Below are 12861 nucleotides of genomic sequence, written 5' to 3'. Positions count from 1 at the left end.
GCGCGGCCGGCGGTCAGTCGCGCGTCGGCTGCCAGTAGGCCGAGCGGGCCAGGCGGCTGGCGTCGGGCTTGTACGCGGGCGGATCGATGGCCAGGTGCGGCCGCTCCCAGGCGATGTCGCGGCGGACCACCCGCGCCGGCGTGCCCACGGCGATGCAGTTGTTGGGGATGGCGCCGTTGACCAGGCTGTCCATCCCGACCACGCTGCCGTCGCCGATGCGGGTACCGCCCAGGCAGCGGACCCCGTAGGCCAGCCACACGTGCGCGCCGACATGGATGTCCTCGGCCGGATTGACCCGCTGCCCGGTGTGGACGTCGAAGATCGGGTGCGCATCGTCGGTGCGCAGCTGCACGTCGGAGGCGAGCATGCAATCGTCGCCGAGCACGAGGCGGGTGCCTTCGCTGGCGGCCAGGAAGGCGCGGGCGGTGGTGGTGACCCCGGCGCCGACCTCGACCCGGCAGTCCTGGCCCAGGCGGATCAGCGCCGTGAAGTTCCCGTCCGGACCGCCGGCGCCGATCCGGCAATGGGCGTTGGACCCGTGGAACTCGACCGTCACCGAGCCCAGGCGAGCGCGCGCATCGATCTCCAGGGTGCAGCCGGTGCCCTTGAATACGGTCGACAGGCCGCCGATCCCGGCCGGCGCCAGCACCCGGTTGCCGCGGGCGTCGCGCCACTCGGCCAGGGGCGATGCCGGCGCACGTGCGTCGGCGTTCATCCGGCCAGTTCGGCCTGTTCGCGCTCGATCCCGTACTTGCGCAGCTTCTCCACCAGCGTGGTGCGGCGCAGACCGAGCAGCTGGGCGGCATGGGCGACCACGCCCTGGCTGCGTTCAAGCGCCTCGCGGATGAGCTGCAGTTCGATCCGGGCGATGTGCTCGCGCAGGTCCAGGCCGTCCTCGGGCAGGGTGGCCGGATCGGCGGCGGGGACGGTGCCGGCCGGCACGGGTGCCGCCGGCACGGCCGCATCGTCGCTGGCCTGCACGGTCGCGACCTCCGGCAGCGGCGCCGGCGTGGTCCCGGCCGGCACGTGGGCGCGGTAGCGCGCCGGCAGGTCGTCCAGGCGCACCAGACCGCCGGGGTTGAGCACGGCCAGGCGCTCGACCAGGTTGGTCAGTTCGCGCACGTTGCCCGGCCAGGCGTAACCGGCCAGCGCCGCGAGCGCGTCGCGGGCGAAGCGGACTTCGCCGCGGCCGGTGCGTGCCAGCTGGCCGGCGATGGTCTCCACCAGGGCGGGCAGGTCGTCGCGGCGCTCGCGCAGCGGCGGCATGTCGATCGGGAACACGTTGAGGCGGTAGAACAGGTCCTCGCGGAAGCTGCCCTCGGCGATCCGGTCCTCCAGGTGGCGGTGGGTCGCGGCGATCACCCGCACGTTGCACTTGATGGTCTGGTTGCCGCCGACGCGCTCGAAGCTGCGTTCCTGCAGCACGCGCAGCAGCTTGACCTGCATCGGCATGCTCATGTCGCCGATCTCGTCCAGCAGCAGGGTGCCGCCCTCGGCCATCTCGAAGCGTCCCTTGCGTGCGGTCAGCGCGCCGGTGAAGGCGCCCTTCTCGTGCCCGAACAGCTCGCTTTCCAGCAGGTCAGGCGGGATCGCGCCGCAGTTGATCGCCACGAACGGCCCGTCGCGGCGGGCCGACTGCTGGTGGATCGCGCGCGCGGCCACTTCCTTGCCGGTGCCCGACTCGCCCAGCACCAGCACCGTGGTGTCGAACGGGGCGACCTGGCCGATCATCCGCCGCAGGCGCTGTACGGCGACGCTGTTGCCGGTCGGGCCGTTGTCCTGCACCGCGGCCCCGGCCTGGGCCTCGGCGTCCAGGCGCTTGAGGCTGGCGCGGCGCAGGCAGGCTTCCAGCTGGGCGTGGCGGATCGGCGATTCCAGCGGCCACACGCCGGCCTCGTGCAGCCCGTGGGCGGCAGCGAAGGTAGCGGTATCACCCTGCAGCAACAGGACAGGCGGCGGCAGCGGCGCGGCGCCCAGCCAGGCGAAGAACCCGCGCGCGGCGTCGGCGTCGTCCAGCTCGCCGACCACGACGGCCATCCAGTCGGTCGGCCGCTGGCGGGCGGTGGCGACGTCGCCGGCGCAGGCGGCCCAGCGCGGGTTGAGGTCCATGAACTCCAGCAGGCCGCAGACGCGCTCGGCGCGCTCGGCCTGGCTGTCGATGACCAGGATGCGCGACTCGCTCACGAGGCCTCTCCCTGCGCTAGGCGCTCCAGGATCGGCATCACTTCCTGCAGGTAGGACAGCTTGCTGACGAAGCCGTCCGCGCCGGCGCGCATGGCGTGCTCGCGGTGCTCGGCGTCGTCGAAGTGGCTGGCGATCACGATGTAGGGCGGTTCGTCCTGGGCCTTGATCAGGCGCGTGGCCTGCAGCCCGCCCATTTCCGGCATCGCCAGGTCCATCAGGATCGCGTCCGGGCGCAGCGCCTCGGAGCGCTCGATCGCCTCCAGCCCGTTGCCGGCGGTGCCGGCGATGTCCAGCCACTCGACCTTGCGGAAGTGGCGCATCGCGGCGTTGATGAAGCCGTCGTGGTCGTCCACCAGCAGGACGCGGAGGGTACGCATGGTCTGGTTCCTTCTCAGCCCGCGCGGGCCAGCAGGGGGGCGGTGCCGCGGCGGCGTTCGCGCGCCGGGGCGATGGACATCTGTTCGCGGTACTTGGCCACGGTGCGGCGCGCGATGTTCACGCCCTGGCGGGCCAGCAGCGCGGCGATCGCATCGTCGGCCAGCGGCCGGGCGGCCGGCTCGGACTCGATCAAACGCCGCACCATCGCCTTGACCGCCGCACCGGAGACGTTGGCGCCTTCCAGGCGCACGGCGAAGAAGTGCTTGAGTTCGAAGGTGCCGCGCGGGGTCTGCACGTACTTGCCGCTGGTGATCCGCGAGACGGTCGATTCGTGCATGCCGATCGCGTCGGCCACTTCCTTCAGGGTCAGCGGCGCCATCGCCTCGTCGCCACGCTCCAGGAACGCGGCCTGGCGCTCGACGATCACCCGGGTGGTCCGCAGCAGGGTGTCGTAGCGCATCGACAGGCCGCGGGTGAGCCAGCGCGCTTCCTGCAGCAGCTCGCGCAGGCGGCCGGCGCCTTCGCTGTCGCCGGCCTGGGCCAGGGCGCGCTCGTAGGCGCCATTGACCGCCAGCTTCGGCGCGGTGGCCGGGTTCAGCGCGACCCGCCACTGGCGGTCGGCATGCCACACCACCACGTCGGGGACGACGTAGCCCGCATCGTCCGGTTGCCCGGCCTCGGCCTGTGCCGGCCGCGGTTGCAGCGACAGGACCAGGCGCACCGCTTCGGCCACGTCGGCCTCCTCGGCGTGCAGGCGGCGGGCGATGCCGGCGTGGTCGTGGCTGGCGAGTTCGGCCACGCAATGCTCGAGGATGCGCGCGGCGAGCGGGCGCGCGGCGCAGGGAGCGGGCAGGGCGGCCAGCTGCGCCTGCAGGCATTCGCCGACGTCGCGCGCGGCCAGGCCGGCCGGCTCGCCGTGCAGCAGGCGCTGGCGGATGGCCTCGATACGCGGCGCGGCCACGTCGAAGCGGGCGCAGGCGCGCAGCAGCAGGGCCTCGTGGTCGCCTTCCAGGTAGCCGGCGTCGTCGCAGTGCTCCAGCCAGAACGCGGCGATCTCCAGCGACTTCGGATCCAGTTCCAGCGCCAGGCGCTGCAGCACGCGCACGCACGGGTCGCTGGAGCCGGGCTCGGCGATGCGCTGCATGCGGTCCTCGCCTTCGCCGCTCCAGCTGGCGCCGGCCACGTCCCACATCGAGGATTCGGGCAGTTCGTCGAAGGCCGCCGTTTCCAGCTGGACCGCATCGGCGCCGGATTCCGGCACGGCGCCTGCATCGGCGGTCGCGGCTTCCTCGTCCAGCTCGAGCATCGGGTTCTGCTCGAGCACCCGTGCCACTTCCAGCTGCAGCTGCTGGGCATCGAGCTGCAGCAGGCGGATGGACTGCAGCAACTGCGGGGTGAGGTGCAGTTGCTGGCCGAGCTGGACCGAGACGCTGGCTTTCATGGCTTGTTCCCCGTGCGCCGGACTCCCCTGGCGCGATGGAGGCATCGTGCGCCCGGCGCGACGGGAATTGAATCGGGGCATACCCGAGGCGGGTGGTCGTTTTCCTGACCCGGTGTCGGGGATTTCCCTACATGGCCACGGGTTTCCGGCACGGGCCGGCGCGGCGGCCGGGTGCGGCGACGGCGGGCCGTCAGCCCAGCTCGTGGCGGTGCTTGACCGCCAGCAGCACCAGTTCGTTGGCGCGACGGCAGCCCAACGCCTCCATCATCCGCGCGCGGTGGGTTTCCACCGTCTTGACGCTGATCCCCAGGTCGGCGGCGATCTCCTTGCTGCTCAGCCCGCGGCCGATCTGGGCCAGGATCTCGCGCTGGCGCGGCGGCAGCGCCGCCACCCCGGCCGGCTTGGCCTTGCCCAGCAGCGGGGCGATCATCCGCGAGGAGATGCGCGGGCTCAGGAACACGTCGCCGCCCAGCGCCGAGCGCAGGGCCAGCTCCAGTTCCATCGGCGCCGCGTCCTTGACCACGAAGCCGGCCGCGCCGCGGTCCAGCGCATCGCGCACGTGCAGCGGGTCGTCATGCATGGACATCATCACCACCCGCGTCCCCGGTGCCCGCTCCAGGATCACGCTGAGCGCCTCCAGTCCGGTGCGGCCCGGCAGGGAGAGGTCGAGCAGGACCAGGTCGGGCCGGTGGATCGTCGCCAGGTCGATGGCCTGGTCGGCGTTGCTGGCCTCGGCGACCACGTCCACGCCGGCGAAGGTCTGCAGCAGGCGGCTGAGCCCGGCCCGGACCAGGGTGTGGTCGTCGACGATCAGGACACGCACGGGCGGTTGGGTGCTCCCCGGAACAGGCAGCCACCTTAGCCCAGGCGGCGGAGCGGGAAAAGGACGGACGTCTCAGCGCCGACGTGCGGCGACCTCGCGGCGGTGCATGCGGAACAGCTGCCGCTCCAGCGCATCCTCCAGCCCCGGCGGCAGGTCGGCGAAGCGCAGCCACAGCCAGCGGCGTCCCTCGGCCGAGGCCGTCGCCAGGACCGTGGCCGGCAGTTCGAGGCTGTCCGGCAGCCACTCCGATGGCTGCAGGCGGACCAGGCCGTGGCCATGGACGTCCGGTTCCGGGCCTGCCGGCAGTTCCAGGCGGACGCCGTGCACCGACCAGCGCAGCGGCAGGGCCGGCAGCCCCGGCGAGGACTGCCGGACCAGGCGGCCGAGCAGGGCCAGCACCAGGTCCAGCTTGGCGTCCATGCGCTGGGCCAGCTGCGGCAGCTCGCCGCGCTTCTCCTCGGCGCCGTCTTCGCCGCGCAGGTCCTCGACCTGGGCGAGGCTGCGCAGCAGCGCCTCGGCCTGGTGCGGCTGGCCGGTGCCCGGGCCGGGCACGAAGCCGGCCGGGAGGATGGCCTCGCAGGCCAGGGTGTCGTCGAACAGCGCCGTTTCGGCAGCGCGTGCCGGTGCGGGCCAGTACGCGTTCATTGCAGCGTGCCGGTGGCGTGGGCGCGCAGCGCCGGTGCCTGCAGCCGGTGCTGCAGCGTCAACAGTTCGCGCAGGGCGAGCAGCGGCGCCTGCATGCCGACGGTGTCGATGTACTGGCGCATGCGCCGGTCGTGCAGGGCCAGCACGTCCCCGGCGCAGCGGAAGTCCTCGCGCTCGAGCGCGTCGCGCAGGTCCACCAGGTCATCGTGCAGCGCGTCGGGCGTGGCGTCGTTCATGGGTCGTGGGGCGGGCGGTCTGGGCGGAGGTCAGCCGGCGGCGGCGCCGGCGTAGGCAGTGGCGGCCTGCGAGGTCTGGCGCTGGCGCCGGATCAGTTCGAGCAGGCGGGCCTGGCGTTCGCGCATCCGCTCGACCAGGACCTGCTGGGCGTCGCGCAGGGCGCGCACTTCCGTCGCATGGGCGTTGGCGCCGGGCAGGGCGCAGAATTCGCGGACCCCGGCATCGTGGCGGTCGATCATCCCCGGCAGCACGGCCAGGTAATCCTGCTCCAGCGCCGCGGCGATCGCGTCGAGTCCGGCGCGCAGGGCGGCCAGGCGGGCGGCGGCCTCGCTCACGGCGCCACCGCCATCGCACGCTGCGCCTGCGGGATCGCGTTCCAGGCCGACTCGATCTCGCCCAGCAGGTCCAGCGATTCGGCCAGGGCCATGCCGTCGTTGTGCAGGTTCGCCTCGGTCAGGCGCCGCACGATGTAGTCGTAGAGCGAGGAGAGGTTTGCGGCGACTTCGCCTCCGGCCTCGTGGTCCAGCGAGCCGTTGAGGTGGCCGATGATCGCGCAGGCCTCGCCGATCGCCTTGCCCTTGCTGGCCGGGTTGCCCTGGGCCAGGCCGGCCTGGGCCAGGCGGATGCGCTGGCTGGCGCCTTCGAACAGCAGCGAGATCAGGCGGTGCGGGTCGGCCTCGGTCACCTTGGCGGACACGCCGGTCTTGCGGTACTGCTCGGCGAAGTGGCGGCTGGTCCCGTACATGCTGTCATTCCCCTGTTTGCGGTGCCGGTCGAGCGGGTGCGCCGGCGGCGTGCCGGACAGGATGGTTATCGGCCGGCGGGCCGCCGGGCTTGAGTGCGGTCGTCATTCGGACTGCGCAAGCAGGCTGTTGAGCGAGCTGGCGCTGCTCTGCATCTGCACGATCATGGTTTCCATGGCGGTGAACTGCCGGGTGTACTGCTCCGACAACCGCTCCATCTTCACGTCCAGCCGGTCCAGTTCGTCCTCCAGCCCGGAGATCTGCTTGTTGATGCTCTCGGTGCGCAGGACCAGGGTGCCGCTGATCGAGTCCAGGTGCTGGTCGAGCAGCGAGGCCACCGCGCCGCCGTAGAGGCCTTCCTTGCCGAACATCGCCTGCGCCTTGCCCGGGTCGGCGGCGATCGCCTGGTCGAAGGACGTGGCGTCGAAGCTCATGACGCCCTCCTTGCTGACGGTGACGCCCAGGTCCTTGAGCGCCAGCACGTTGCCGCTGACCTGTTCGCGCAACTGCTGCTGGACCGTGCGCACCAGCGAGTCGCCGGTCAGCGCCGAGGCGGTGCGCGTGGTGCTGTTGTAGCTGCTGGTGGACTTCAGGGTCCCGACCACGCTGTTGTACGCGGTGACGTAGGCGCCGATCGCGGCCTTGAGGTTGGCGTTGTCGGAAGCGATGTTGAGCGTGTGGCTGGTGCCGGGCGCGGCCTTGGTCAGGGTCAGGTCGACGCCCGGGACCAGGTCGGCGATGGTGTTGCTGCTGGAAGTGCGTTCGAAGCCGTCGACCCGGACCAGCGCGTCGGCGGCGGCCACCGTCTGGGTCAGTCCGCCGCCGGCGCCATTGGTCAACGCGACCAGGCCGCCGTCGCCGCCGCTGGCGGAGATGGCGAGCGCACCTCCCGAACCGGTCGAGGCCGCGCTGAACACCAGGTGTTGTCCATCGTCGGCGGTGACCACGCTGGCGGTGACCCCCTTGCCGCCCGCCGCCCGGTTCACCGCCGAGGCGATGTCGGCCAGGGTCGCGTTGGCGCCGATGGCGACGTCCACCGCATCGTCGGCGCCGGCACCCCAGGCGATCCGCAGCGAGCCGCTGCCGACCGTGGCGTCCTTGGCGTAAGCGGCCGAGGACAGCTTCTGCGCCGTGGCCAGGCGGACGACCTCCACGCTGTAGTCGCCGGGCACGGCCTTGGACGAGGCGCTCGCCGCGTAGCCGGCACCCGTGCCGACCGTGGTCTTGTAGGACGGCGCATCGGCGGCCGAGGCCATCTTCTCCAGCGCCGACTGCAGCGAGGTCATGGCGCTCTTGACCTGGCCGATGGCCGACAGCTTGGCCGTCGCCGCGCTTCCGGCGCTGTTGATCCGGGTTTCGGTCGGGGTGCGCGTGGCCTGCACCAGCTGCGAGACCAGGGAGGGAATGTCCAGGCCGGAGCCGGATGCGGAAATCTGGTTCGCCATGTCGCTGTCCTCGCGTGGGCGCTTGCCGTCGTGCGGCAGTGCCTTTCAGGTCCTATCGGCCGACGCGCGCCGCCCTTGAGCGCGTGGTGGCCGGGTGTCGACCCCGGCACAGGCAAGTTCCGTGCCGTCGGCATCCGTGCCGGCCCGGAAACGGAAAAGCCCCTCCGTTGCGGGAGGGGCCTTCCGTGTTGCATGGAACCGCTCTGTGTTGCGGGGTCGCCGGCTTACTGCAGCAGGCTGAGCACGTTCTGCGGGACCGACTTGGCCTGCGCCAGCATCGCCGTACCGGCCTGCTGCAGGATCTGGGTGCGGGTCAGTTCGGCGGTTTCCTTCGCGTAGTCGGTGTCCTGGATGCGGCTGCGGGCGGCCGACAGGTTCTCCGAGCTGTTCTGCAGGTTGGAGATCACCGAGCTGAAGCGGTTCTGGATCGCACCGAGGTCCGCGCGGGCGGTGTTGACCGTCTGCAGCTGGGTGTCGATCGCGGTCAGCGCCGCGGTCGCGCCGGAGGCCGAGGAGATGTCCAGGGCGGCGACGGCGGTGGCCGTGGCGGTCATGTCGACGGTGCTGATGTCGATCTGGTTGTCCGAACCGGCGTCGGCGCCGACCTGGATGGTGAAGCTGGCGGTCGAGCCGTCGAGCAGCTTGGTGCCGTTGAAGCTGGAGTTGTTCTTGACGCGGGTGATTTCGTCGGACAGCTGCGTCACTTCCTTCTGCAGCGCAGCGCGGTCTTCGGCGCTGTTGGTGCCGTTGGCGGCCTGCACGGCCAGCTCGCGGATACGCTGCATGTTCTCGCCGATCGAGCTCAGCGCGCCTTCGGCGGTCTGGGCCAGCGAGATGCCGTCGTTGGCGTTGCGGGCGGCCACGTCCATGCCGCGGACCTGGGTGGTCATGCGCTGGCTGATCGCCAGGCCGGCCGCGTCGTCCTTGGCGCTGTTGATGCGCAGGCCCGAGGACAGGCGCTGGATGGTGGTCGCCAGGCTCGCGCTGTTGGTGGACAGGTTGCGCTGCGCGTTCAGCGACATCACGTTGGTGTTGATGACTTGTGCCATTTTGATTCTCCTAAGCGATTTATCCCGGCGGGAAGGTTTCAGAGCCTTGGCCGGAGCCTCCGCAGGGGGGTCATCAAGTTGACCGATGCCGCTGCTGGTTTGGATAACGGCGCTTTGTCAAGAAGCTTTAGCGGGTCCGGGTGAAATTTTTCGATTTACCCGGTTTTTCCGCTGCCGCCTGCCGCTGCGCCACCGTGGCGGTTCGCCCGCCGGTACCGGTAACGGCACCGGCATCGGGAAATTTAGTCCGGCTTTTCCGGCCAGGAGAGGGACATGGCAAAGGCACGGCAATGGCCGCGACACCGCCGGCCCACCGCGTCTTCGGAGCGCTTAGACGTCGTCGCTTCGTTCTCGATGTAGGAGCCGATTCATCGGCGACCCGAGGCCGTCGGCACAGCCGACGCCTTCATTGTTTTCGCGCCCGGTCGCCCATGAGGATGGGCTCCTACAGGGAGCGGCAAACGACGCGGGTCGTCGCGTGCCTGACAGACGAAGCGACAGCCATCCAGGTCGCCCGAGGACGTCGGGTCATGGGGGCATGGCGCAAGTGGCACAGGGATGTGCCACGGCCGCGCGTGCGAACACGGATGTTGCCCGCGCGGTAAGCCATGCCCCCATGGCCCGGCGGCCCCCGCCGAACCGGCGCTCTTGCTTTGAGCCGAATGCTGAGCACGCCCCGTGGGGCCGGCGGCACGTTCCGGAGCCGGTGCTTTAATGGCTCACGCGCTGCCCCCCGTGCGGGCTTTGCAGCCGTGCTGGAGCGCGGCAAGAAGAAGGGATAAGAAAGGCGCAGCGGACTGCGCCTTCCAGTGCCGGATGCGGCCGAAGCCGCGTCAGCGCAGCAGGTTGAACAGCGACAGGCCCTGCATGCGGGTGAACACCGTCTGCGCGGTCTGCAGGGCGGTGCTTTCCAGCTGGAAGCGGGTGATCGCCTCGGCGTAGTCCAGGTCGCGGAGCTCGGAAAGCGTGCCCTGCACGGTCACGTCGTTGGCCTCGCGTACCGCGCCGGCGTCGTCGATCGCGGCCAGCTGCGCACCGCCGGCGGCGCGGGCATCGATCATCTGTTCCGACGCGCGCGCCACGTCGCGCATCGCGGCCTGCAGCGCGTTCTGGCGCGCCGCCTGCCCGGCGGGCGAGGCGGGGCTGGACTCCAGCGTCCCGATCAGGTTCTGCAGGGTCGCGAACACGTCGCGCGTGCCGGCCGGACCGACGTCGAAGGCGTCGCCGGGCGCCGGCTGGCCGTCGAAGGCGATGCGTACACCGCCGTGGGTGATGTCCTCGCCGGCGGTCCACGTGCCGCCGCCGACGGTGGCGCCCGTGCCATCGAGCACGTCGTAGGCGCCGGCGCCGGTGAACACGATGCGGTACGACTCGCCGTTCCAGGCACCGCCGCTGTCGCGGCCGTATCCGGCGATCACTCCGGTACCGGTGTTGGCGGCCTGCGCCGATGCGTCCATGGTGCCGTCGCCGGTGCGCACGCGCATGAAGATCTCGCTGCCCGGCGTGGCGTCCCTGACGAAGGTTTCCGGCGCGACCTCGACCCGGCGCTGGGTCTGGTCGCCGTGGTAGGCCACGCCGCCGCTGGTGCGGCTGAAGGGGGCCGCGTCGTCGGCGCTGCCGCCGAACAGGTAGCGTCCGCTGCCGTCGGTGCTGTTGGCCACGCTGAGCATGCCGTCGTAGATCGAGCGCAGTTCTGCGGCGATAGCCTGGCGGTCCTGGTCGGACAGGCTGCTGTTGTTGGCCTGGATCGCCAGTTCGTTGACCCGGATCATGTAGTCGCCGGCCTGGGCCAGGACGTTCTCCTGCAGGCCCAGCCGGTTGGCGACGGTGTTGGCGTTCTTGCCGAACCGTTCCAGCTCGGCCAGGGTGCGGTCCAGGCCGACCGCGGTGCCGGCGGCCACCGGGTCGTCCTTGGCCGTGACCAGCTTCTGCCCGGTCGCCAGCTGTTGCTGCAGGGTATTGAGCTGCTTCTGCCGGACCAGCATGCCCGACAGCGACTGGCCGTACATCATTCCGGTGGAAATGCGATCGGTCATCAGCGCACCGCGTTGAGTATGGACTGGAACATCGTGTCGGCCGTCGAGATGACCTGCGCCGCGGCCTGGTAGGCCTGTTGCAGCCTGAGCATGTTGGCCGCCTCTTCGTCGAGGTTGACCCCGGCGATCGAATCGCGCGCGGCCTGCGCCTCGTCGTGGATCACCTGCTGGGCGTCGGCCGAATACTGGGCCTGGCGCGCGGCCGAGCCGACCTGGGTGGTCAGGCCGCCAAGCGCGCCGTTGAGGCTGACGGTGCCGCCATTGAGCACCCGCGCATCGTCCAGGTTGGCCAGCAGCGCGGCGTTGCCGTTGTCGCCCGAACGCGCGGCGGTGCGCGCGATCCGGAACTGGTCGCCGGCGGCAGGCGCGCCGTCGAGGGTGACGCTCCAGCCGTTGGCGCTGATCGTCTGCCCGGGCGTGAACGGATAGGGCCCGGTGCCGTCGACGGTGTACTGGCCGGCATCGATGAACTCGATCAACGCATCGTTCAACAGCGCCGGATCCCCGGCATCGTCGACCTTGAGCCCGGACAGCGCGCCGGTGCCGACGTTGTCCAGGTCGGCGCGGGCCGATACCGGGGTGGCGGCGGCGATGCGCGAGGGGTCGGTGATCGCCACGCCCATGCCCGCGGCCGCGCCGGCGGTGGGCTGGAGCAGGAAGCGGTCGCCGGCGGCCGGCGGCGGCGCGCTGGAAACGACCAGCGCGATGCCGCCGACGCTGAGCGGATCGGCGGCCGTGCCGGTACCGGTCATCGGCACCGCCACGCCGGTGTCGGCACGGGTCGCGGTCCAGGCGCTGCCGTCGAAGCGCAGCACCAGGTTCTGCCCGGTGAGCGCCCCGGTATCGGCGAGCGTGGCCTGCAGGCTGGCGCCGCTGGTGTTGCCGGCATGCCCGACGGCCGTCGGTGCCGGCAACGAGAACAGGTCGCCGCCCATGTCGCCGTACAGGTCCATGCCGGCGCGGTGGCCGGCGTTGAACGTCTCGGCCATGCTGGCGGCCAGGCGCCCCAGTTCGGCGCGGGCCGGATCCAGCACGCTGGCCCGGAACTCGGCCAGTCCGCCGATGCGCCCGCCCAGCGTGCGCTGGTCCAGCGCCACGGTGGTGCCTTGGGTGCTCAAGGCCAGCTGCAGGCGCTCCGGGCGGTAGGGATCGGCCACCGTGGTCGTGGTCGATGCCTGGTTGCCGACCACCAGCGGCTGGCCGCCGGCGGTGAACACGTTGAGCATCCCCCCGTCCTGCGCGACCGCGGTGCCGCCGGTGTAGCCGACCAGTTCGCTGACCAGCTGGTCGCGGCGGTCCAGCAGGTCGGGCGAGGCCGCCGACAGGTTGCCGCCGATGGTGCCGTTGATGCGCGCGATCTCGGCGGCAAGCCGGTTGATCTCCTGGGAACCGGCGACCAGGCCGTTGTTCACTTCCGAATCCAGCGCCTGCAACTGGCCGTCCAGCTGGCGGAAGCGGGTGGCCAGCGCGTCGGCCTGGGAGAGCATGTCCCCGCGTTCGGCGGTTCCGGCCGCGTTGGAAGACAGGGCGCTGACGGAGTCGAAGAAGCTCGACCACATGCCGGCGATGTTGGTGGCGTTGTCCGAGAACAGCTTGTCGACCCGGTTGGACAGGCCGGACAACTGCTGCAGCCGGGCCAGCTCGCCGCCGCTGTCGAGCAGTCGCGAGGTGGCCAGCTGGTCGGCGATGCGCTGGATGTCGCCGATCTTCACGCCGTTGCCGACGAAGCCGTAGCCGTAGTCGGTCGGGCTGCGGGTGGCGAACTCGGCGCGCTGGCGGCTGTAGCCCTCGGTGTTGACGTTGGCCACGTTGTGGCTGACGGTCGCCAGGGCGCGCTGGAAGGCGATCAGTGCGCCGGTACCGGTGGACAGGACGGACAT

At 71.4% G+C, this 12861-nt stretch carries 13 protein-coding genes; all 13 read right to left on the bottom strand.

Annotated features, from left to right (window positions below; genetic code table 11):
• Nucleotides 1–13 precede the first annotated feature (13 nt).
• Nucleotides 14–715, bottom strand: coding sequence for an acyltransferase (locus tag ABKA19_RS09730; RefSeq protein WP_353688727.1), 702 nt, complete (start codon nt 713–715; stop codon nt 14–16).
• Nucleotides 712–2184, bottom strand: a complete 1473-nt coding sequence (locus ABKA19_RS09725) for a sigma-54 dependent transcriptional regulator (protein WP_353688726.1) — start codon at nt 2182–2184, stop codon at nt 712–714. Before ABKA19_RS09725 ends, ABKA19_RS09730 begins: the two co-directional genes overlap by 4 nt.
• Nucleotides 2181–2561 carry a response regulator gene (locus ABKA19_RS09720; protein ID WP_162375344.1) on the bottom strand — a complete coding sequence of 127 codons (381 nt, stop codon included), beginning with the start codon at nt 2559–2561 and terminating at the stop codon, nt 2181–2183. The genes ABKA19_RS09725 and ABKA19_RS09720 overlap by 4 nt, the downstream gene beginning before the upstream one ends.
• Before the next feature lie 14 nt (nt 2562–2575).
• Nucleotides 2576–4003 (bottom strand): RNA polymerase factor sigma-54, encoded by a 1428-nt coding sequence (gene rpoN, locus ABKA19_RS09715; RefSeq protein ID WP_353688725.1) that lies wholly within the window; start codon nt 4001–4003, stop codon nt 2576–2578.
• A 190-nt stretch (nt 4004–4193) separates the two neighbouring features.
• A complete protein-coding gene (locus ABKA19_RS09710) occupies nt 4194–4826 on the bottom strand; it encodes a response regulator (protein ID WP_162375346.1) in 633 nt (210 codons plus the stop codon).
• 72 nt (nt 4827–4898) lie between these two features.
• Nucleotides 4899–5471, bottom strand: a complete 573-nt coding sequence (locus ABKA19_RS09705) for a PilZ domain-containing protein (protein WP_353688724.1) — start codon at nt 5469–5471, stop codon at nt 4899–4901.
• Nucleotides 5468–5707 (bottom strand): hypothetical protein, encoded by a 240-nt coding sequence (locus tag ABKA19_RS09700; protein WP_353688723.1) that lies wholly within the window; start codon nt 5705–5707, stop codon nt 5468–5470. Before ABKA19_RS09700 ends, ABKA19_RS09705 begins: the two co-directional genes overlap by 4 nt.
• Before the next feature lie 30 nt (nt 5708–5737).
• Nucleotides 5738–6043: a hypothetical protein gene (locus tag ABKA19_RS09695; protein ID WP_353688722.1), complete on the bottom strand. Its 306-nt coding sequence runs from the start codon at nt 6041–6043 to the stop codon at nt 5738–5740.
• Nucleotides 6040–6453, bottom strand: a complete 414-nt coding sequence (fliS, locus tag ABKA19_RS09690; protein ID WP_162375350.1) for a flagellar export chaperone FliS — start codon at nt 6451–6453, stop codon at nt 6040–6042. Before fliS ends, ABKA19_RS09695 begins: the two co-directional genes overlap by 4 nt.
• 102 nt (nt 6454–6555) lie before the next feature.
• On the bottom strand, nt 6556–7896 hold the full coding sequence (gene fliD / locus ABKA19_RS09685; RefSeq protein WP_353688721.1) for a flagellar filament capping protein FliD: 1341 nt from the start codon (nt 7894–7896) through the stop codon (nt 6556–6558).
• Nucleotides 7897–8120: 224 nt separating this feature from the next.
• The gene (locus tag ABKA19_RS09680; RefSeq protein ID WP_353688720.1) at nt 8121–8945 is read right to left on the bottom strand and encodes a flagellin domain-containing protein; all 825 of its coding nucleotides are present in this window, start codon (nt 8943–8945) and stop codon (nt 8121–8123) included.
• 833 nt (nt 8946–9778) lie between these two features.
• Nucleotides 9779–10981 (bottom strand): flagellar hook-associated protein FlgL, encoded by a 1203-nt coding sequence (flgL, locus tag ABKA19_RS09675; protein WP_353688719.1) that lies wholly within the window; start codon nt 10979–10981, stop codon nt 9779–9781.
• Complete coding sequence (flgK, locus tag ABKA19_RS09670; RefSeq protein ID WP_353688718.1) at nt 10981–12861, bottom strand: flagellar hook-associated protein FlgK; 1881 nt, start codon at nt 12859–12861, stop codon at nt 10981–10983. The genes flgL and flgK overlap by 1 nt, the downstream gene beginning before the upstream one ends.

Source organism: Pseudoxanthomonas sp. Soil82 (assembly GCF_040446535.1).
Classification (GTDB): Bacteria; Pseudomonadota; Gammaproteobacteria; order Xanthomonadales; family Xanthomonadaceae; genus Pseudoxanthomonas; species Pseudoxanthomonas kaohsiungensis.
This window is presented reverse-complemented; position numbering and strand designations above follow the sequence as displayed.